Below are 21,721 nucleotides of genomic sequence, written 5' to 3'. Positions count from 1 at the left end.
CCATGCGCCGGTTCCTGCTGGTGCTGCTCGGCTGGCTGTGCTGCGCGGGCGTTTCGCTGGCGCAGGTGCAGCCGCGTCCATACGACGACATCATCGCCTCGGGCGTGCTCAAGGTTGCGGTGTATGACCAGTTCCCACCGTACAGCTACCGGGTCGAGGGCGAGCCGCGGGGCGTCGACGTCGACCTGGCCAGGGCGCTGGCGAACGGGCTCGGGCTGACGGTCGAGTGGCTGTGGGTCGTGCCGGGCGAGACGCTCGACGATGACCTGCGCAATTTCGTCTGGAAGGGGCACTACCTGCGCCCCGACGTGCTCGCCGATCTGATGATGCGCATCCCCTACGACCGCGAATACGCCTATCGCCGCAACGAGCTGGGCGAACTGGTCAACGAGCAGGTGGTGATGTTCGGGCCGTACCAGCGCGAGCGCTGGCAGGTCGCCCATGATGTTCGGCGTCTCGCCGAGGTGCCTAGCGTGGCGGTGTTCCAGTACCACCCGATCGGCGTCGAGGTCGAGAGCGTGCCGTCGTTCTATCTGACTTCGGTCTTCGGCGGCCGCATGAGCGGCATGACCCATCACTATCCGACGCCGCGTGCCGCCTTCGAGGCGATGCAGGCCGGGGAGGTGGACGCGGTCATGGCGATGCGCGCCGAAGTCGATTGGCTGCTCCATCAGGCCCAGGACGAACACCTGCGCCGGGCCGACAACGCCTACCCGGACATGGGCCAGCAGGCCTGGGACCTGGGCATGGCGGTGCACGAGTCCAACCGCCAGTTGGCCTATGCGCTGGAAGGCCTGCTCGATCCGATGATTCGCGCGGGCGATCTGGAGGCGCTGTATGCGCGTCACGGTGTGCGGTACGAACTGCCGGGCCTTTACCAAGATGTGCAGGCCAACTGATCCCTCGCTCGGCCGCGCCACGCAGGCTCGGGCGTCGCGGGGCTGGCGCCGGTTCGCCGTGCTGGTCCTGGCCGCGCTGGCTGGCGGCGCGGTATCCGCCGGCGAGCCGGACCCGCTCGGTTCGGTGATGTGGGACTACCACCACGAGCGACTGCTCGAGGGCCGACCCTATGTCTTCGACGAGCGGGTGAAGGTGATGGCGCCGCCGTTCGCGGAGGATGCGCGGCAGGTGCCGATACAGGTCGATGCGCGGGCACTGGACGGGCAGATCGAGCGGGTGCTGCTCTGGGCCGACCTCAACCCCATTCCGCGCATCGCCGTTTTCCAGCCCGGGCCCGAGGTCGCGCCGCTGCTGGCGATCCGCATACGCGTCGAGCAGGCGACGCCCGTGCGCGCGGCGGTGCTGACGCGCGACGGCGTCTGGCATGTCGGTTCGTCGCGGGTCGACGCCGCCGGTGGCGGCTGTACGGCGCCGAGCGTGGTGCGCGCCCAGCCGGGGTGGGAAGACCGGCTTGGCCAGGTGCTGGGCGGTCGCTATCCGCGCGGCGAGCAAAGCCGGTTGCGCGTGCAGGTCTCGCACCCGATGGACAACGGCCTGGTCGGCGACATCCCCGAGTTCTACCTCAACCAGGCCGAGCTGCGTGGCGCCGACGGCCAGCCGCTGGCGACGCTGGAGCTGTTCCCGGCGGTGAGCGAGAACCCGACCCTGACGCTGCAGCTCAAGACGGACCAACCCGCCGAGCTGTGGCTGCGCGACAACAACGGCAATGAATTCCAGGCCGCCTTCTGAGGGACAGCCATGAGCCTTGCACGCCACGTTCCGCTGCTGTTGCCGGCCCTGTGCGGGTTGCTGCTGCTGGGGCTGCCGTTCGTCCTGCCGGTGCCGGCATGAGGCAGCATCCAGCTGCGCCGATCGCCGTGTGGGCGGCGTTGCTGCTGATGTTCGGCCTGCCGGTTCAGGCCGCGCCGGACTACCGGCTCGAGCCGCGGCAGATCGCCCCGGACACCTGGCTCGTCGAAGGGCGTACGGAGAATTTCAGCAAGGACAACGGTGGCGATATCGTCAACGTGGTGTTCCTGGCCACCGACGCCGGCGTACTGGTGATCGACACCGGCCCTTCGCGGCGCTATGGCGAGGCGTTGCGCGCCGCGATCGCCCGCGTGACCGATGCCCCCGTGCGTCGCGTGCTGCTGACCCATCACCACCCCGACCACGTGCTCGGCAACCAGGCGTTCGCCGACGTACCGATCGCCGCCCTTGCCGGCACCGCGCGCCTGATGGCGGATGAGGGCGACGCGATGGCCGAGAACATGTACCGCCTGGTTGGCGACTGGATGCGCGGAACGGAAGTCGTGCTGCCCGACGAGGCGCTCGAGCCCGGGGTGCTGGCGTTCGGCGGGCACCGCCTGCGGTTGCTGGCATTGCAGGGCCACACCGGCGCGGACCTGGCGATCCTCGATGAGACCACCGGCGTGCTGTTCGCCGGGGACCTGATCTTCCACGATCGAGCCCTGACCACGCCGCATACGCCGGGCATCGATGCCTGGCTGGCCGATCTCGATCGTCTTGGCGCGCTGGCGTGGTCGCTCGTCGTGCCCGGCCACGGCCCGATCGCGCGGGACGATGGCCCGCTACGGCAGACCGCCGACTACCTGCGCTGGCTCGACCGCACCTTCACCGAAGCGGCCGCCCGCGGCGCCGACATGAACGAGGTGATGCAGTCGCCCATCCCGACGCGCTTCGCCGACCTGCCGCTGGCCCGCTACGAGCTGATTCGCTCGACCAACCACCTGTATCCGCGATACGAGGGGGCGCAATTCCGCCTGCTTGCCCCGGCACCTTGAGCTGAGCCGTCCACCTGACGTTGCCATCAGGATTCGCTATGAAATGCGAAGTAGTCGCATTAACATGCGCGCCTGATTTACAACGACAAGGAATGCTAATGCCTCGCACGCTCGCTCCACGCCCTCTGGCCGTCGCCCTGCGGCTGATCGCCCTCGGTCTGCCGCTGGCAGGTTTCGCCACCTCGATCGCCGCTCAGGAATCGGTCGATGCAGCGCTCGAACTGCCGGCGCAGCAAGTCACTGCCAGCCCGGCCGAGCGCGCCGATGGTCCGGTGGATGGTTACGTCGCGACCCGGTCGGTGACCGGCACCAAGACCGACACGCCGCTACTCGAAGTGCCGCAGTCGATCAGCGTGATCACGGCCGATCGTATGCAGGATCAGGGCGTGCAAACCGTGCAGGACGCCCTGCGCTACGTCGCTGGCGTACGCGGCGAGGCCTTCGGTCTGGATACCCGCGGCGACTGGGCCAAGGTGCGCGGCAGCTCGCCCGAGCTGTTCCTCGATGGCCTGCAGCAAACCTTCGGCTACTACAACAACATCCGCACCGACCCGTACACGCTCGAGCGCATCGAGGTACTCAAGGGGCCGTCGTCGATGCTGTACGGCCAGAGCCCGGTGGGCGGGCTGGTGAACCTGGTCAGCAAGCGTCCGCAAGCCGAGCCCAGGACCGAGCTGCAAGCGCAGTACGGCAACTACGACCACAAGCAGATCGCCCTGGACAGCACCGGCCCGCTGAACGAAGACGGCAGCCTGCTGTACCGCGTTGTGGCGATTGCGCGCGACAGCCAGTCACAGGTCGATTATGTCGAGAGCGATCGGCTGGTCCTGATGCCCTCGATCACCTGGCGTCCGAATGACGACATCGAGTGGACGCTGCTGGCGAACGTCCAGCGTGACGATGGCGGCTCCACCTCGCAGTTCCTGCCCCACGAGGGCACCGTGTTCGGCGCGCCATACGGGCGCTACGACACCGACCTGTTCGTCAGCGAGCCGGGGTTCGACGAATACGACGCCGAGCAGACGGCGCTGACCTCGCAGTTCAGCTGGCGCCTGAACGAGACCTGGACGCTGCGGCAGAACCTGCGGTACCAGGAGAGCGAAGTCAGCTACCAGCAGATCTATGGTTGGCCGCCAGTACTCAATACTGACAAGCGCACGCTCGATCGCATCTATTACGTCTCCAAACCCGAAGTGGACGTCTGGGTCGCCGACCACAACGCCCAGGCGCTGTTCGATACCGGCCCGATCCAGCACACCCTGTTGATCGGTGCTGACTACCAGCACGCCGTGACCAACGAGCGCAGCGCCGGCGGCGCGGCGACACCGCTGGATCTCTACGATCCGGTATACGGCACCTTCGATCCCTCGGTGATCTCGCTCGTCGACTCCCCGGAGCAGACCGTGGTTCAGCAGGGCATCTACGTGCAGGACCAGCTGAAGTACCAGCGCTGGCTGCTGACCCTCGGGCTGCGCAAGGACTGGGCCGACAACCGCACCGATGGCGGCACGCGGCAAAAGGATGACGCCGTGACCGGTCGGGTCGGTCTGACCTACCTCTTCGATAACGGTGTGGCGCCGTACATCAGCTACAGCGAATCCTTCCAGCCGATCATCGGCCTGAACAAGGCCAACAACGAGCCCTTCACGCCGCTGGAAGGCGAGCAATGGGAGGTGGGCGTGAAGTACCAGCCGCTCGGCAGCCGCAGCCTCTACACCGCCGCGGTGTTCGACCTGCGTGAGCTGAATCGCCAGATGCCTGATCCGGCCAACCCGAACAACACCCTGCAGGCCGGCGAAACCCGCACCCGCGGGCTGGAGCTCGAAGCGTTGGTCTCCGTCACCCCCAACTGGGACCTGATCGCCACCTATACGCACCTGGACACCGAAGTGATCGAAGGGGCACCGGGCGAAGTCGGCAAGCGCCTGGCTTCCATTCCGGAAAACATGGCGTCACTCTGGTCGCAGCATCAGTTCGCGCTGTTCGGCGTGCCGGGCTTCCGTGCCGGCGCCGGCGTGCGCTATGTCGGCGCCAGCTGGGACGGGGCCGACGACGTGAAGACCCCGTCGACCACGCTGTTCGACGCCATGCTGGGTTATCGCTACCAGAACTGGGACTTCGCCGTTAACGCCACCAACCTGGAAGACGAGACCTACTACACTAGCTGCCTGGCGCGCGGAGACTGTTTCACCGGCAGCCGCCGCACGGTGGTCGGTACCGTCAGCTACAGCTTCTGAACGACCGTGCCCTACGGAGCCTGCTCATGGACATGACCCTGCAAACCCGGCGCCTGAGCGTCGCCTCGCGCGTTCTCGCCGCGCTGGTCGGCGGCTATGGCCTGGCCTACGGCTGTACCGCCTTTCTCTCGGTGTACCTGCCGCTCGCCCGACCCGATCGTGTGGCGCTGGCCGGGTTGCTGTGCTTCGCGGTGTGGGTGGTCGGCGCGCTCTATGCCTTCGGCGCACGCAGCGCGACGCGCGCCTGGCTGGTGATCGGCGGATTGGCGCTGCTCACCGGGCTGTGCGGTTTTCTTCCGACCGAGCTGAGGACCCGTCCATGAGCCTGCGTCAATCGATGGCCGGTCTGCACACCTGGGGCGGCCTGCTGCCAAGCTGGCTGCTCTACGTGATCATCTTCACCGGCACCGTGGCCTGCTTCGACAAGGAGCTGGAGCGCTGGATGCGGCCGGCGTTGCACGACGATTCGTCGGCGCAGCTGACCGCCGAAGGGGCGCGCAACTGGGTGATGGCCAACGCCGACAAGGACCTGCATGCGATCTGGATGCGCGGGCCGAACGAGCGTGAGCCGTTCTGGGCCGTGCACTGGATGACCAACGCGGGCGAGCAGGGCAAGGCCATGCTCGATCCGGCCACGGGGGCTCCCCTGGCCGAAACCCTCGGTGGGCAGTTCTTCTTCACCCTGCACTACAACCTGCATGCCGACACGCTGGGTATGTATGTGGTCGGGCTGGCGGGCATGTTCATGCTGGTCGCGCTGGTCAGCGGGGTGATCATCCACCGGCGCATCTTCAAGGACTTCTTCACCTTGCGCCCCCGAGCCAATGGCCAGCGGGCCTGGCTCGATGCGCACAACCTGTTCGGCGTGGTGGGCTTCCCGTTCCACCTGCTGCTGGCCTACACCGGCGTGGTGGTCTTCGTGGCCAGCTACATGCCGGCTGGCGGCCAGGTCGCCTATGGCAACGACCAGGAGGCCTATTTCACCGAAGTGACGGGTAGCTACCACCGCGAGGAGGTTGGCCGCCCGGCGCCGCCGGCCGTTTCGCTCGACGGCCTGTTGCGCGATGCCCAGGCGCGCTGGACCGGGGCGCAACCGGGCTGGATCGTGATCGAGCATCCGCTCGATGCCTCGGCGGTCGTCGCCATCCGGCGCGCGGATGCCTCACGCATCGGCGACCTGGGCGGCACGCTGAGCTACGACGCGGCCACGGGCGAGTTGCTGCATGTCCAGGAGCAGCCTCCGTTCTATCGCGCCTACAGCTGGATGGTGGGCCTGCACATGGCGCAATTCGGCGGCACCCTGGTGCGTGCGCTGTATCTGATGCTCGGCCTGGCGGGCTGCGCGATGGTCGTGGCCGGTACGCGGGTATGGCTGCGCAAGCGCGAAGCGCGCGCCGTGCCGGGTGTGGCGTTGGTCCGCGCGCTGGATGGCGCGGTGTACCTCGGCCTGCCGGTCGCGAGCCTGGCCCTGTTGTGGGCCAACCGCCTGCTGCCGGCCGAATTGCCCTGGCGCGCCAGCGGTGAGGGCTGGACGTTCGTCATCGCCTGGCTGGCGGTGGCGTTGTGGTCCGCGCTGGCCCGCCACCATTGGCGCCTGGCGCTGCGTTCGCAACTGGTGCTGATCGGCCTGCTGGCGCTCGGGCTGCCGTTGCTCAGCCTGCTGGCTGCGCCCAATGGTCATCTGCTGGCCGCACTGCCACGGGGCGATTGGGGCCTGGTCGGTGTCGACCTGGCGCTGCTGGCGATCGGCCTGATCGCCTTGATCCAGGCCTGGCGCCTGAATCCCGATCCGGTCGCCCGACCGGCTCGACGCGCGCCCGGCCGGCTCGAGGAGGCCCTGTGATGCTCCTGGTGTTCGCGTTGTGCTATCTCGGCATGTCGGGCCTGGCCCTGGCGATGCCGCGCCATTTTCGTCAGCTCCGTCAGCATGAGCCGAGCGGTGCCCAGCAGCGCACCCTGCGCGTGCTCGGGTGCGCGGCGCTGGCCATCGGCCTGGGGCTGTGCGTGCGGCTGCTCGGGTTCCAGATCGGGCTCGTCAGCTGGTTCTGCCTGCTGATGCTCGGCGGGCTGGCGGTGTCGTCGCTGCTGGCCTGGCGCGAGCGCTGGACGGTACCGGCGGGACCGGTGCTGGTGGCGCTCGGCCTGCTGTCCAGCGTGGTCTGATCGGCGGGTATTGCTACCAAGGAAGGAGGGAATTCGGCACTGCGGGCAATTGTTGAGGCAAGGCGAGAAACCAAGAATCCGCCTCAGACCGGGAGTTTTCCCGGCGCCAATAACAATGACTCCCGCAGAGGTAGCCGAAATGAAGCACTCCGGTCTCAAGCCTTTCGCCGTGACCGCGCTTTGCGCTGCGATCGCCCTGTCCAGTCTGCCTGCCTGGGCGGTGACCGACGAAGACATCCTCAATGACGCCAGAACGCCGGGCGATGTCGTCACCAATGGGCTCGGCCTGAAGGGCCAGCGCTACAGCACGCTCGATACGCTGAACAGCGAAAACGTCACGCAGCTGCGCCCGGTGTGGGGCTTCTCGCTCGGCGGCGAAAAGCAGCGGGGGCAGGAATCCCAGCCGATGGTCAAGGATGGCGTCATGTACGTCACCGGCTCCTACTCGCGGGTGTACGCCATCGACGCCCGCACGGGCGAAGAACTCTGGCAATACGATGCGCGCCTGCCGGACGGCATCATGCCCTGCTGCGACGTGATCAACCGTGGGGTCGCGCTGTACGACGGCCTGGTGATCTTCGGCACGCTCGACGCCAAGCTGGTCGCCCTCGACAAGGACACCGGCAAGGTGGTCTGGAAGAAGACCGTCGCCGACTACAAGGCCGGTTATTCGATCACCGCGGCTCCGCTGATCGTCAAGGGCAAGCTCATCACCGGCGTATCCGGCGGCGAATTCGGCGTGGTCGGCAAGATCGAGGCCTACGACCCGAAGAACGGCGAACTGCTCTGGACCCGTCCGACCGTCGAAGGCCACATGGGCTACGTGATGAAGGACGGCAAGAAGGTCGAGAACGGCATCTCCGGCGGACAGGCCGGCAAGACCTGGCCGGGCGATCTGTGGAAGACCGGCGGGGCCGCGCCCTGGCTCGGCGGCTACTACGACCCGGACACCGACTCGCTGCTGTTCGGCACCGGCAACCCGTCGCCCTGGAACTCGCACCTGCGTCCGGGCGACAACCTGTACTCCTCCTCGCGCCTGGCGCTCGACCCGGACGACGGCTCGATCAAGTGGCACTTCCAGTCCACCCCGCACGACGGCTGGGATTTCGACGGCGTGAACGAGCTGATTTCGTTCGACTATCAGCAGGACGGCAAGACCATCCAGGCCGCTGCCACCGCCGACCGCAACGGCTTCTTCTACGTGCTGGACCGCACCAACGGCAAGTTCATCCGCGGCTTCCCGTTCGTGGACAAGCTCACCTGGGCCAAGGGGCTGGATGAGAACGGACGCCCGATCTACGACGGCAACAACCGTCCTGGCGCGCCGGGTGAGGCTGACAAGGGCAACTCGGTGTTCGTCGCACCGTCCTTCCTCGGCGGCAAGAACTGGATGCCGATGGCCTATAGCCAGGACACCGGGCTGTTCTACGTGCCCTCCAACGAGTGGGGAATGGACATCTGGAACGAAGAGGTCGCCTACAAGAAGGGTGCCGCCTACCTGGGCGCCGGCTTTACCATCAAGCCGCTCAACGAGGACTACATCGGCGTGTTGCGGGCCATCGATCCCAAGACCGGCAAGGAAGTGTGGCGCTACCAGAACTACGCGCCGTTGTGGGGCGGCGTGCTGGCGACCAAGGGCAACCTGGTGTTCACCGGCAACCCGGAAGGCTACCTGATGGCCTTCGACGCCAAGACCGGCGAGAAGCTCTACCAGTTCAACACCGGCTCGGGCGTGATCGGCTCGCCCGTCACCTGGGAAATGGACGGCGAGCAGTACGTCTCGGTGCTGTCCGGCTGGGGCGGCGCGGTGCCGCTGTGGGGTGGCGAGGTCGCCAAGCGGGTCAAGGCCTTCAACCAGGGCGGCACGGTCTGGACCTTCAAGCTGCCGAAGGAGGCGGTCGCGGCGCGCTGATGTCGAGGGTGTAAGGGCCGGCGAGCTGCCGGCCCTTATGGTTGACGCTCGAAAGAAGCAGCGCCGCCTCTGCTTCGTCCGCCATCCGGGCGTCATGCCGGGCAAATCAGTGAAACAGGAGCGGATCATGGGGCTGACGCGTCGCACCCTGCTGCTCGGTCTCGGCGTGCTGCCCTGGTATGTCAGAGGCCAGGGGAGTGGGGCGCGGGTGGTGATCGTGGGCGGCGGGTTCGCCGGCGCCACCGCCGCTCGCTACCTTCGCCTTGCCGATCCGACACTGGACGTACGGTTGATCGAGCCGCACCTGGCGGTGCATACCTGTCCCTTCAGCAATCATGTCCTCGGCGGACTGCGCGATCTCGCCAGCCTGCGCCAGGACTTCACGGGCCTGACGCGGCTCGGTGTGCAGCATGTGCGGGCGAGGGCGGTCGCCGTCGATCGCACGGCGCGGCACGTCCGGCTCGATGAGGGCAGCCGGATCGGCTATGACCGCCTGATGCTGGCGCCGGGCATCGATTTTCGCTGGGGTGCGATCGACGGCTACGGCCCCGAGATGGCCGAGCGGGTGCCCCATGCCTGGCAGGCCGGGCCTCAGACGGCGCTGCTGTGGCGGCAATTGCAGGCCATGGACGATGGCGGCACGGTGCTGATCGGCGTGCCGGACAATCCGTACCGCTGCCCGCCCGGGCCTTACGAGCGCGCCAGCCTGATCGCCCATTACCTGACCCGGCACAAGCCGCGCAGCAAGGTGCTGATCCTCGATGCCAAGGACAGCTTCTCCAAGCAGGCGCTGTTCCAGCAGGCCTGGGCGCAGCGGTATTCCGGCAGGGTCGAGTGGATCGGCCGCAGCGACGATGGCCGTGTGATGGGCATCGCCCGCAATGGCCGCGAGCTGCACACCGAGTTCGGCGGGCGTCATCGCGGTGCGGTGATCAACCTGATCCCGCCGCAGCAGGCCGGCGCGATCGCCGTCCATGCCGGGCTGACGGACGACAGCGGCTGGGTGCCGTTGGAGGCGACGACCTTTCGCACGCGCGCCGATCCGTACCTTTATGTCGCGGGCGACGCCGGCATCGCCGCGCCCATGCCCAAGTCGGCCTATTGCGCCAATGCGCAGGCGAAGGTGGCGGTGGCCGCCATGCTGGCCGACCTGGCCGGCCAGCCCGCACCGGAGCCGCACTGGCACAACGTCTGTTACAGCCTGCTCGCGCCGGAGCGTGCCGTCTCGGTCGCGGCGGGCTACCGGGTCGAGGCGGGGCGGCTCGTGGAAGTGCCCGGCACCGCCGTGCTCAGTCCGCTCGACGCACCGGATCGGCTGCGTATCGACGAGGCCGAACGCGCGCAGGCCTGGTATCGCGCCATCCGCGCGGATGCCTGGGGCGCGGCGTGACTGGGTGGCGGCTCACGGGCGTGTTGCTGGCGGCGACCCTCGCTGCCGGGCAGGCGTCGGCGCGGCCCGTCGAGCCGGGATCGTCGGACGATCACGCCTATGCCTACGACACGCAACGCCAGCGCTTCATGGACGGCGCCGCGTTGCAGCGCCGCGGTCTCTCGATCGACGTGCCGAGCTGGGTCGAGGACGGTGCCTTCGTCCAGCTGAGCATCGAATTGATGGGTGCCCGGCCGCCGGTTGAGGTGCTCGTCCTGCGCGACGGGGAGGCCGATGCGCGTATCGCCCGCCTGCGAATCCACCAGTGGCAGGAGCCGCTGCGGCTGGGCACGCGGGTGCGGCTGCCAGCAAGCCAGACGCTCGCGGTGCTGGCGCGGGATATCGACGGGCGCGTCTGGCAGGCCGAGCAGGCGGTCGAGGTGCTCGGCAGCAGTTGCCTCGCGCCGCTCCCGCCGGGTGTCGACTGGGGCGAAATACGCCTGTGGGCCGATGTTCAGGCCGGAGGGTTCGCGCTGCGCAGCCTGCTGCGTCATCCGATGGAAACCGGCCGCCGGCCCGCCGCGGAGGGCGGACGGCTGCCGCGCTGGTTGCTCGCCCGGCTGAGCATCGAGGGTGCGACCGGCCCTGTGCTGGCGCTGGAAGCGTTCGAAGGCCTGGCGGCCAATCCGCTGCTGCACCTCGTGTTGCCGGCGCGGGTCGCTCCGGTGCGCCTGGACTATGTCGATGACCGTGGCGAGCGCCGCCTGGCGCAGTGGCCGAGCGCGGAATGAGCCGCGGCTGGGGCCGAGCGATCGGTTCGCGGCTCCGCTCGTTACCGCCGCTGGCGCCGGCGTCCCCGTGGCTTGCCCGATCGATGCCGAGCGACCGTCCGTCGGCTCCGGTGGCCTGTCATGGCCGGCCGCGCGAAGGCGAGGGTGCGATCTAGAGCGGCTGCAAGTGACTACTACCAAATGAGTAGCCCTCCCATGCCTTGGGCGCATTCCGGGGTATCCGGGCGCTGACTAACATCCAGACATGACCTGCCCCATGTCAGGGGCGGGCGACCACAAGAAGAGGCCTCGCCATGATCTACGCCCAACCCGGTACCCCAGGCGCCATCGTTTCGTTCAAGCCGCGCTACGGCAACTACATCGGCGGCGAGTTCGTCGCGCCGGTCAAGGGTGAGTACTTCACCAACACCTCGCCCGTCACTGGCGAAGTGATCGCCGAGTTCCCCCGGTCCACCGCCGACGACGTCGAGAAGGCGCTGGATGCCGCCCACGCCGCGGCCGATGCCTGGGGCCGCACCTCGGTCCAGGATCGCTCCAACGTGCTGCTCAAGATCGCCGACCGTATCGAGGCGAACCTGGAAAAGCTCGCCGTGGCCGAAACCTGGGACAACGGCAAGGCGGTGCGCGAGACGCTGAACGCCGACGTACCGCTCGCCGCGGACCACTTCCGCTACTTCGCCGGCTGCATCCGCGCCCAGGAAGGCAGCGCCGCCGAAATCAACGACACCACCGCCGCGTACCACTTCCACGAGCCGCTGGGCGTGGTCGGGCAGATCATTCCCTGGAACTTCCCGCTGCTGATGGCGGCCTGGAAACTCGCGCCGGCGCTGGCCGCGGGCAACTGCGTGGTGCTCAAGCCGGCCGAGCAGACGCCGCTGTCGATCATGCTGCTGGCCGAGATCGTCGGCGACCTGCTGCCCGCCGGCGTGCTCAACATCGTCCAGGGCTTCGGCAAGGAAGCGGGGCAGGCGCTCGCCACCAGCACCCGCATCGCCAAGATCGCCTTCACCGGCTCGACGCCGGTCGGCTCGCACATCATGCGCTGCGCCGCCGAGAACATCATTCCGAGCACCGTGGAGCTGGGCGGCAAGAGCCCGAACATCTACTTCGAGGACATCATGAATGCCGAGCCGGCGTTCATCGAGAAGGCCGCCGAGGGCCTGGTGCTGGCCTTCTTCAACCAGGGCGAAGTGTGCACCTGCCCGTCGCGCGCGCTGGTGCAGGAGTCGATCTACGAGCCCTTCATGGTCGAAGTGATGAAGAAGGTGAAGCAGATCAAGCGCGGCAATCCGCTCGACACCGAGACGATGGTCGGCGCCCAAGCTTCTCAGCAGCAGTACGACAAGATCCTCTCCTACCTCGAAATCGCCCAGCAGGAAGGCGCCGAGGTGCTCACTGGCGGCGCGGTCGAGCGGCTCGAAGGCAGCCTGGCGACCGGTTATTACATCCAGCCGACGCTGCTCAAGGGCCACAACAAGATGCGCGTGTTCCAGGAGGAAATCTTCGGGCCGGTGGTCGGCGTCACCACCTTCAAGGACGAAGCCGAAGCCCTGGCCATCGCCAACGACACCGAGTTCGGCCTGGGTGCCGGCGTCTGGACGCGCGACATCAATCGCGCCTACCGCATGGGTCGCGGCATCAAGGCCGGTCGCGTGTGGACCAACTGCTATCACCTGTACCCGGCGCACGCCGCCTTCGGTGGCTACAAGAAGTCCGGCGTCGGTCGCGAGACGCACAAGATGATGCTCGACCACTACCAGCAGACCAAGAACCTCCTGATCAGCTACGACATCAACCCGCTGGGCTTCTTCTAAGGAATCGCTCCCCGGCGTGTCGCTCCGGCACGCCGCTTTCCTTGGATCGCGGCTTCGGCCGCGATTTTTTTATCCGGCGCTGCAATGAGCATTCGACCGGGCTCGTATCCGGGCCTGCTCCAACGCGGCCTCAACGAACGCCGCGGCTTTCACACGACCTGTCCGGCCGCGTTCTCTCAGCATCTTTTCCATGCGAACCGTCAGCCTCGACGAACTCCGCGGCGCGTTGATCCTCACAAGGGGAACGCCATCGATGGAAGGAATTCGCCATGCCGCGCCTGTTCGAGCCGTACTCGCTGAAATCGCTGACGCTGCGCAACCGCGCCGTGCTCGCGCCGATGACCCGCGTCAGCGCCGAGCCCGAGGGTTACGCCAATGACCTGATACGCGACTACTACGGCTCCTTCGCCAAGGGCGGATTCGGCCTGCTGATCACCGAGGGGCTGTACACCGACACCGCCTTCAGCCAGGGCTACATCAACCAGCCGGGCATCGCCACCGAGCAGCAGCGCGATTGCTGGGTGCCGGTCGTGCAGGCGGTGCACGACGCGGGGGCGGGCTTCGTCGCGCAGCTGATGCACGGCGGCGCGCAGACGCAGGGCAACCTGCACCATGCCCGGCATGTCGGTCCTTCGGCTGTGCAGCCGAAGGGCAGCCAGTTGTCCTTCTATGGCGGCGAGGGGCCTTATCAGGTGCCCTCGGAAATGACCGACGGCGAGATCGCCGAAGCCATCGCCGGCTTCGCTCAGGCGGCGGTGCATGCGCGCGACGCGGGCTTCGATGGGGTGGAGCTGCACGGGGCCAACGGTTACCTGCTGCACGAGTTCATGAGCGCCGAATTCAATCAGCGCACCGATCGCTGGGGTGGTGATTTCAAGGCCCGGCTGGCTCTTCCGCTGGCGGTCATCCGGGCCGTGCGGGACGCGGTCGGCGAGGACTTCGTCGTCGGCATGCGCCTGTCGCAGCAGATGGTCACCGACAGCGACCTGAAGTGGGAGGGCGGCACCGAGGCGGCGAAACTGCGCATGGCCACCCTCGCCAATGCCGGTCTGGATTACCTGCACATCAGCGAGCCGGATATCGCCGCACCGGCCTTCGGAGAAGGGCCGACGCTTTGCGAGCTGGCGCGTGCCGTCGGGCCGGTCACGCTGATCGGCAATGGCGGCATCCGCACCGGCGAGCAGGCCGAGCAACTGCTCGGGCAGGGCACGATGGACCTGGTGGCGGTCGGCAAGGCGGCGCTGGCCGATCATGACTGGCCGCGCCGCGTCGAGCATGGCGAGCCACTGACCCCGTTCGACTACGGGATGTTCGTGCCGATGGCGACGGTTACCAACGAACTGGCCTGGCGCCAGGCGCATTACCCGACGGCAAGCTGACGGGCTCAGGCTCAGGCTCAGGCTCAGGCTCAGACGATCTCGGTCACGCGAATGACGCCCGCCTGCGGGTAGTGCCACCGCACCTCCACGCCCCAGAAGCGCGTGCCGTAGCGCCGTTGCGTATCGGGCTGCTGATAGGCCGGACGCGGGTCCTGCGCGAGGCACTGTTCGATCAGCTCCACCAGCGGCTCGCCGAGACGGTGTGCGTGTTGCCGCGCCTGGTCGAGGCAATCGGCCGCCCACTGCACCTCGATCGGCGACGGCGGCTCGGGGGCCAGGGCGTTGCGCGCCTCGCCGAGCGCATCCGCGTAGGGCACGTAGGGCTTGATGTCCAGCACCGGTGTCCCGTCGAGCAGGTCGATGCCGGAGACCCGCAGCCGGCCCGGCTCGATGCCGTCGAGCTTGACCACCGATTGCCCGATGCCGTTCGGCCGGTGGGTCGCTCGCGTCGCGAACACGCCGACGTAGCGATTGCCGCCCAGCCGCGGCGGCCGGACCCGCAGCCGCGGCGCTTCTTCGAGGGTCTGGTGGAAAAGAAACAGCAGCCAGACGTGACTGACCTGTTCGAGCCCTTCCAGCGCATGCGGCTGGTCGAACGGCGGCAGCAGTTCCAGCACGCCGCGAGCCGCTGGCGCCAGTTGCGGTTGCCGCGGGATGGCGAATTTTTCCTCGAAACAGGAACGCAGGTAACCGATGGGGGAGACGGTGTGCTTCATAGCGCCGGCCTTGGTCAGGGGGCGCCATGTTACCCGGTCAGAGGTGGAAGCCGCCGTCGATGGGGATGATCGCGCCGGTCATGTAGGCGCCCGCGGCGCTGGCCAGGCTGATCGCCAGGGCGGCCATTTCTTCTTCGCGACCCCAGCGCTTCATCGGGATCAGCGCGCAGTCTTGCGCCATCGCCTCGTCGTCATTGGCGATGAAGGCGGTCATCTTGCTCGGGAAGCGGCCGGGGGCGATCACGTTGACGTTGATGTGCTGCTGCACCAGTTCGCGCGCCAGCATGCGGGACAACTGATGCAGCGCCGCCTTGCTCGGGCCGTAGGCGTACGCCTGCTCGCCCATCGAGGTGATGCCGGCGACCGAGCCGATGTTGATGATGCGCGCCGGATTGTCGGACGTGCCGGCCTGCCGCAGCAGGGGCAGCAGCTGCTGAGTGACGCTGAACACCGCCGTGACATTGAGCTGCATGACCTTTTCCCAGCCCTTGGCCGGGTAGTTTTCGAGGGGCGCACCCCAGGTGGTGCCGGCGTTGTTGACGAGGATGTCGAGAGCGCCGATCTCGCCCTTCAACCGTTCGGCCAGATCGCGAGCGCCTTCTTCGGTGGCCAGGTTGGCCGGCAAGCCGTGGCATTCGCCGAGTGCGGACAGCTCGCGAGCGGTCTCGGCACAGGCCTCGGCATCGCGTGCGCAGATGAACACGCGGGCACCGGCTTCGAGCAATCCTTTGGCGATCATGCGACCAAGGCCGCGGGTGCCTCCGGTGACGAGGGCGGTGCGGCCTTGCAGGGAAAAGTAGGGGTGCATCGGTGCCTCCAAGGCAGAAAACGTGCCTTTACCCTAGCGGGCGCCAGGGCGGACGGTACGGACCATATTCGGTGCAAATGGCGGCATATCCATGCAGTCAAGCTGGCCGGAACTGAGGTGGGCGTTTTCACGATTGGCTACGATGGGCACAAAATCGAGCGGAATACCCTTGAATCGCGTATGATCGCCGCCTTTCCCGTTTTGGGAACTAACTCAAGTCCGTCTCTCTCTACCCCTGTCAGGGGTGCCTTGCGTAGCGTCGCCGTACCAAGTTGCGGCCAGGCGACTCCGCTTCTTCCGCGCCATTCGCTTGCTGGCTGAGCGGGACAGACTTGGTCCTCGACTCTGCTTTGGTCGCCTGCTGGCGCGACCCTCAGGAGCTGACACAGGTTCAGGAGAACTCGACTATGAACGAGGCCGCACCGACATCGGGCGATGCCGATACCCAGCGTGATCGCATCAACCCGGTGGTGTTCTACTCGTCTGCAATAGGGATCGTCGCATTCGCGCTCTGGACGATCTTCTTCACGGACAGATCGCTCGCGATGATCAATGCCGTGCTTGGTTGGATTTCGAACTCATTCGGCTGGTACTACTTCCTCGCCGTCCTTTCATACCTGGTATTCGTCGTGGTTATCGCGACCACGCGATACGGCAAGATCCGGCTCGGCCCGGACCATTCCAAGCCCGAATTCAACGTGATCACCTGGGCCGCGATGCTGTTTTCGGCAGGGATCGGTATCGACCTGCTGTTCTTCTGCATCGCCGAGCCGGTCGCGCAATTCCTCGCACCGCCCGTAGGCGAGCCGGGCAGCGTGGCGGCGGCGCGGCATGCGATGGAGCTGACCTACCTGCACTGGGGACTCTCCGGCTGGGGCGTCTATACGCTGGTGGGGATGTCGCTGGCCTATTTCTGCTTTCGCCAGGGCCTGCCGCTTTCGATTCGGTCGGCGCTGTATCCGCTGGTGGGCAAGCGCATTCACGGCCCGATCGGTCACACCGTCGACACCGCCGCGGTGCTTGGCACGGTGTTCGGCATCGCGACCAGCCTGGGCATCGGCATCATCCAGCTCAACTTCGGCCTGAACTACATCTTTGGCATCGCGGAAAGCACGGCGACCCAAAGCATCATGGTGGTGATGATCGTCGTGTTCGCTGCGATTTCCGCGGCTACCGGGGTGGAGAAGGGCATCCGCCGGCTGTCCGAGTTCAACATGCTGCTGGCCGTGTTGCTGATGCTGTTCGTGCTGTTCGTTGGTAACACGACCTTTCTGCTGAACGCCTTCATGACCAATGTCGGCGATTACCTCACCAACTTCGTCCGGCTCTCGCTCGATACCTATGCCTACCGCCGGCCGACCGACTGGCTGAACGCCTGGACGGTGTTCTTCTGGGCCTGGTGGATCGCATGGGGGCCCTTCGTCGGACTGTTCCTGGCGCGCATCTCGCGCGGCCGGACTATCCGAGAGTTCGTCGTTGGCACGCTGATATTGCCGCTGGCCTTCATGATGGCGTGGATGTCCATCTTCGGTAACAGCGCCATCGACATGGTCATGAATGGCGGTGCCGTCGAATTCGGCCAGCAGGCGATGGACAATCCGGGGTCGGCGCTCTACCTGTTCCTCGAACGTCTGCCCTGGACCACCCTCACGACGGTTGTCGCGACCATCCTCGGGATCGTCTTCTTCGTGACGTCTGGCGACTCCGGCTCGCTCGTGCTCTCCAACTTCACCTCGATCCTGCGCGACCCGAACAGCGATGCGCCGGTGTGGATGCGCGTGTTCTGGGCCGCGGTGATCGGCGTGCTCACCCTTGCGCTGCTCATCGCCGGCGGGCTGACCACGTTGCAGGGCACCGTGGTGATCATGGGGCTGCCGTTCTCCTTCGTGCTGATCTTCATGATGATCGGGCTGTTCAAGGCGCTGCATCTGGAAGGCCTGATGGCCGACAGTTATCAGCAGAGCCTGTCCGGTCAGCTGTCGGGCCGCGCGACGATGGACACCGCTCCCATCAATTGGGGCCAGCGGTTGGCGCGGGCCATGAGCTTTCCGTCCCGGCAACAGGCCATGCGCTACATGCGTGAAGTCTGCAAACCGGCGATGGAAGAGATTCAGCAGGCGCTCGCCCAGCGGGGCGTACCGGTGGTGATCGACGAGGGTGAGGCCGGCCACGAGCACCTGTCGCTGACCGCCAACCTGGGTGAGGAGCAGGACTTCGTCTACCAGGTCTGGCCGGTGCGCAGCGCCATGCCATCGTTCGCGATCCGCAGCCAGCGCAGTGATGCCGACTACTACCGGCTCGAGGTCTACCTGCGTCAGGGCAGCCTCGGCTATGACCTGATGGGCTACACCAAGCGCCAGCTCATCGAGGACATCCTCGACCACTACGAACATCACATGCAGTTCCTGCATCAGCAGCGCCCAAAGATCGAGCCGCACGAGGCGCCGGATACCGGCGTGCCTGGCGCCTGAACCTGGCCCGCCGGCATGTTCGGTGGGCCTTTCCGTTTGACCCTGGCCGGCGCGATGCCGGCCTGTTTTCTTGAAGAGGTGAACATGGCCCGTTTTCCGAGGCAGCAGCTCTACATTCACGGCCGCTTCGTCGATTCCAGCGGAGCGGACACCTTCGAAAGCATCAACCCGGCCACCGGCGAGGTGCTCGCCGAGTTTCCCCGCGCCACACGCGATGATCTGGAGCGTGCGATACGCAGCGCCGAGGAGGGCCAGAAGGTCTGGGCGGCGATGACCGCGATCGAGCGCTCGCGTGTGCTGCGCAAGGCCGTCGACCTGCTGCGTGCACGCAACGATGAGCTGGCCGAGCTGGAAACACTCGACACCGGCAAACCGCTGATGGAAACCCGTGCGGTGGATATCGTCACCGGCGCCGACGTGCTCGAGTACTACGCCGGGCTGGCGCCGGCGATCGAAGGCGAGCAGATCCCACTGCGCGAGAGCAGCTTCGTCTACACGCGGCGCGAACCCCTGGGCGTGGTCGCCGGGATCGGCGCCTGGAACTACCCGATCCAGATCGCCCTGTGGAAATGCGCGCCGGCACTGGCGGCGGGCAACGCGATGATCTTCAAGCCCAGCGAGGTGACCTCGTTCACCGCGCTCAAACTCGCCGGACTCTTCACCGAGGCCGGATTGCCGGACGGCGTGTTCAACGTGCTCACCGGGCTGGGCGCCGAGATCGGCGCCTTCATCACCGAGCATCCGCGCATCGAGAAGATCTCCTTCACCGGTGGCGTGGCCACGGGCAAGAAGGTGATGGCCAGCGCCGCGGCTTCCTCGCTGAAAGAGGTCACCATGGAGCTCGGCGGCAAGTCGCCGCTGATCGTCTGTGAGGATGCCGACCTCGACCGCGCCGCTGACATCGCCGTCATGGCCAACTTCTTCAGCTCGGGCCAGGTGTGCACCAACGGCACCCGGGTATTCGTGCCCCGGCGCCACAAGCAGGCGTTCGAGGCCAAGGTGCTGGAGCGGGTCGAGCGCATCACGCTTGGCGATCCGCTGGACGAGGCCACCAACTTCGGCCCGATGGTCAGCTTCCCGCATATGGAGAACGTGCTGCGCTACATCGAACAGGGCAAGGCGGCTGGCGCCACGTTGCTGTGCGGCGGGCATCGTGTGACGGAGGGTGAGTACGCCAAGGGCGCCTACATCGCGCCGACCGTGTTCACTGACTGCACGGACGACATGGTCATCGCCCGCGAGGAGATTTTCGGACCGGTGCTGAGCATCCTGTTTTATGACGACGAAGAAGAGGCCATCCGGCGCGCCAACGACACCACGTTCGGGCTCGCCGCCGGTGTGGTCACGCCCGACCTGGCCCGCGCGCACCGCATCATCCACCGCATGGAAGCCGGCATCTGCTGGATCAACACCTGGGGCGAGTCGCCGGCGCAGATGCCGGTGGGCGGCTACAAGCAGTCCGGTGTCGGTCGCGAAAACGGCATCGCCTCGCTGGCGCATTACACGCGCATCAAGTCGGTTCAGGTCGAGCTTGGCGAGTTTCAATCGGCGTTCTGACGCCTCGGTGGCTGCGATCAGGCCACCGGTAGGAGAGACAACATGGAATACGACTACATCATCATTGGCGCGGGCTCAGCGGGTAATGTGCTGGCGACGCGCCTGACCGAAGACCGCGACGTCACCGTGCTGCTGCTCGAAGCAGGCGGCCCGGACTACCGGCTGGACTTCCGCACGCAGATGCCCGCCGCACTCGCTTATCCGCTGCAAGGCACGCGCTACAACTGGGCCTACAAGACCGACCCCGAGCCGCACATGAACAACCGCCGGATGGATTGCGGCCGCGGCAAGGGGCTGGGCGGCTCGTCGCTGATCAACGGGATGGTCTACATACGCGGCAACGCGATGGATTTCGACAATTGGGCGAAGGACCCGGCACTGGCCGACTGGACCTATCACGACTGCCTGCCGTATTTCCGCAAGGCCGAGACGCGCGACATCGGGCCCAACGACTACCACGGCGGCGACGGCCCCGTCAGCGTGGCCACGCCGAAGGCGAACAACAACGTGCTGTTCCAGGCCATGATCGAGGCGGGCGTGCAGGCCGGTTATCCCTACACCGAGGATTTGAACGGTTACCAGCAGGAAGGCTTCGGCCCGATGGACCGCACCGTGACGCCGAACGGCCGGAGGGCGAGCACCGCGCGCGGTTACCTCGACCAGGCGAAGGACCGGTCGAACCTGACCATCGAAACCCACGCGGTCACCGATCACGTGATCTTCGACGGCAAGCGGGCGGTGGGTGTTCGTTACCTGCGCAACCGGAGGGACCCACATGTCGCGCGGGCGCGCCGCGAAGTGCTGCTATGTGGTGGTGCGATCGCCTCGCCGCAGCTGCTCCAGCGCTCCGGGGTGGGGCCGGGCGAATTGCTGCGCCGGGTCGGGGTAAAGCCGGTGCATGAGCTACCCGGTGTCGGCCGGAACCTGCAGGATCACCTGGAAATGTACCTGCAATACGAGTGCACCCAGCCGGTGTCGCTCTACCCGGCGCTGCAATGGTGGAACCAGCCGGCGATCGGCGCCGAGTGGATGTTCCTCGGCAAGGGGATTGGCGCCAGCAACCAGTTCGAGGCGGGCGGCTTCATCCGCAGCCGCGACGAATTCGAGTGGCCGAACATCCAGTTCCACTTCCTGCCGGTGGCGGTGAACTACAACGGCAGCAATGCGCACAGCGGCCACAGCTTCCAGGCGCACGTCGGTTCGATGCGCTCACCGAGCCGCGGCCGCGTCGAGATCCGTTCGACCGACCCGGCCGAAGACCCGAGCATCCTCTTCAACTACATGGCGCACGAGCAGGACTGGCAGGAGTTCCGCGATGCCATCCGCATCACGCGCGAGATCGTCCGGCAGCCGGCGCTCGATCCCTACCGCGGCAAGGAACTGAGCCCCGGCGCCGAGGCGCAGAGTGACGAGGACCTGGATCGCTTTGTGCGCGAGCACGCCGAGACGGCGTACCACCCTTCATGCTCCTGCAAGATGGGATCGGACGAGATGGCCGTGGTCGATGGGGAAGGGCGGGTGCACGGGCTCGAGGGGCTGCGTGTGGTCGACGCTTCGATCATGCCGCAGATCGTGACCGGCAACCTGAACGCCACGACCATCATGATCGCCGAGAAGATCGCCGACCGGATTCGCGGCCGGCAGCCGCTGCCGCGTAGCACCGCACCGTACTACGCCGCTCATGGCGCGCCGGTGCGAAAGGTGCCGGAACGCGCATGACGAAGCGAGGGCCTGCTGAGGAATGGCCAGCGATTCGGTGC

The 21,721-nt window shown here is 66.8% G+C and carries 17 protein-coding genes; 15 read left to right on the top strand and 2 right to left on the bottom strand.

Annotated elements, in window-relative coordinates:
* Window positions 1–2: 2 nt before the first annotated feature.
* The 12 genes from D7325_RS10665 to D7325_RS10610 all read left to right on the top strand — a co-directional run bounded on the left by D7325_RS10665 (window position 3) and on the right by D7325_RS10610 (window position 14,409).
* The gene (locus tag D7325_RS10665; protein ID WP_120995534.1) at window positions 3–899 is read left to right on the top strand and encodes a substrate-binding periplasmic protein; all 897 of its coding nucleotides are present in this window, start codon (window positions 3–5) and stop codon (window positions 897–899) included.
* Window positions 883–1,689: a quinoprotein dehydrogenase-associated SoxYZ-like carrier gene (locus D7325_RS10660; protein WP_120995533.1), complete on the top strand. Its 807-nt coding sequence runs from the start codon at window positions 883–885 to the stop codon at window positions 1,687–1,689. Before D7325_RS10665 ends, D7325_RS10660 begins: the two co-directional genes overlap by 17 nt.
* 98 nt (window positions 1,690–1,787) lie before the next feature.
* Complete coding sequence (locus D7325_RS10655; protein WP_177431789.1) at window positions 1,788–2,744, top strand: quinoprotein relay system zinc metallohydrolase 1; 957 nt, start codon at window positions 1,788–1,790, stop codon at window positions 2,742–2,744.
* Between the two features lie 98 nt (window positions 2,745–2,842).
* On the top strand, window positions 2,843–4,981 hold the full coding sequence (locus D7325_RS10650) for a TonB-dependent siderophore receptor (RefSeq protein ID WP_120995532.1): 2,139 nt from the start codon (window positions 2,843–2,845) through the stop codon (window positions 4,979–4,981).
* Between the two features lie 26 nt (window positions 4,982–5,007).
* Window positions 5,008–5,304 (top strand): DUF3649 domain-containing protein, encoded by a 297-nt coding sequence (locus D7325_RS10645; protein ID WP_425452287.1) that lies wholly within the window; start codon window positions 5,008–5,010, stop codon window positions 5,302–5,304.
* Window positions 5,301–6,824 carry a PepSY-associated TM helix domain-containing protein gene (locus D7325_RS10640; protein WP_120995531.1) on the top strand — a complete coding sequence of 508 codons (1,524 nt, stop codon included), beginning with the start codon at window positions 5,301–5,303 and terminating at the stop codon, window positions 6,822–6,824. Before D7325_RS10645 ends, D7325_RS10640 begins: the two co-directional genes overlap by 4 nt.
* Entirely contained in the window at window positions 6,824–7,144 is a 321-nt protein-coding gene (locus D7325_RS10635) for a DUF3325 domain-containing protein (protein ID WP_120995530.1), read from the top strand. The genes D7325_RS10640 and D7325_RS10635 overlap by 1 nt, the downstream gene beginning before the upstream one ends.
* A 139-nt stretch (window positions 7,145–7,283) precedes the next feature.
* Window positions 7,284–9,056 carry a PQQ-dependent methanol/ethanol family dehydrogenase gene (locus D7325_RS10630; RefSeq protein WP_120995529.1) on the top strand — a complete coding sequence of 591 codons (1,773 nt, stop codon included), beginning with the start codon at window positions 7,284–7,286 and terminating at the stop codon, window positions 9,054–9,056.
* A gap of 127 nt (window positions 9,057–9,183) precedes the next feature.
* Entirely contained in the window at window positions 9,184–10,446 is a 1,263-nt protein-coding gene (locus D7325_RS10625) for an NAD(P)/FAD-dependent oxidoreductase (protein WP_120995528.1), read from the top strand.
* Window positions 10,443–11,216 carry a thiosulfate oxidation carrier protein SoxY gene (locus D7325_RS10620; RefSeq protein WP_162988034.1) on the top strand — a complete coding sequence of 258 codons (774 nt, stop codon included), beginning with the start codon at window positions 10,443–10,445 and terminating at the stop codon, window positions 11,214–11,216. Before D7325_RS10625 ends, D7325_RS10620 begins: the two co-directional genes overlap by 4 nt.
* 293 nt (window positions 11,217–11,509) lie before the next feature.
* Window positions 11,510–13,030, top strand: coding sequence for an acetaldehyde dehydrogenase ExaC (gene exaC / locus D7325_RS10615; protein WP_120995526.1), 1,521 nt, complete (start codon window positions 11,510–11,512; stop codon window positions 13,028–13,030).
* Between the two features lie 269 nt (window positions 13,031–13,299).
* On the top strand, window positions 13,300–14,409 hold the full coding sequence (locus D7325_RS10610) for an oxidoreductase (protein ID WP_120995525.1): 1,110 nt from the start codon (window positions 13,300–13,302) through the stop codon (window positions 14,407–14,409).
* 29 nt (window positions 14,410–14,438) lie between these two features.
* Here D7325_RS10610 and tsaA read toward each other — a convergent pair whose 3' ends face one another.
* Window positions 14,439–15,125 (bottom strand): tRNA (N6-threonylcarbamoyladenosine(37)-N6)-methyltransferase TrmO, encoded by a 687-nt coding sequence (tsaA, locus tag D7325_RS10605; RefSeq protein WP_120995524.1) that lies wholly within the window; start codon window positions 15,123–15,125, stop codon window positions 14,439–14,441.
* A 37-nt stretch (window positions 15,126–15,162) separates the two neighbouring features.
* On the bottom strand, window positions 15,163–15,933 hold the full coding sequence (locus tag D7325_RS10600) for an SDR family oxidoreductase (protein ID WP_120995523.1): 771 nt from the start codon (window positions 15,931–15,933) through the stop codon (window positions 15,163–15,165).
* Between the two features lie 407 nt (window positions 15,934–16,340).
* Here D7325_RS10600 and betT point away from each other — a divergent pair, with 407 nt between their 5' ends.
* From betT to betA, 3 genes are all read left to right on the top strand, one after another.
* On the top strand, window positions 16,341–18,404 hold the full coding sequence (gene betT, locus D7325_RS10595; protein WP_120995522.1) for a choline BCCT transporter BetT: 2,064 nt from the start codon (window positions 16,341–16,343) through the stop codon (window positions 18,402–18,404).
* 84 nt (window positions 18,405–18,488) lie between these two features.
* A complete protein-coding gene (gene betB, locus D7325_RS10590) occupies window positions 18,489–19,961 on the top strand; it encodes a betaine-aldehyde dehydrogenase (RefSeq protein ID WP_120995578.1) in 1,473 nt (490 codons plus the stop codon).
* A gap of 42 nt (window positions 19,962–20,003) precedes the next feature.
* The gene (betA, locus tag D7325_RS10585; RefSeq protein WP_120995521.1) at window positions 20,004–21,680 is read left to right on the top strand and encodes a choline dehydrogenase; all 1,677 of its coding nucleotides are present in this window, start codon (window positions 20,004–20,006) and stop codon (window positions 21,678–21,680) included.
* Window positions 21,681–21,721: the final 41 nt, after the last annotated feature.

The sequence above is a fragment of the Stutzerimonas urumqiensis genome (assembly GCF_003640395.1).
GTDB classification, from domain to species: domain Bacteria; phylum Pseudomonadota; class Gammaproteobacteria; order Pseudomonadales; family Pseudomonadaceae; genus Stutzerimonas; species Stutzerimonas urumqiensis.
This window is presented reverse-complemented; position numbering and strand designations above follow the sequence as displayed.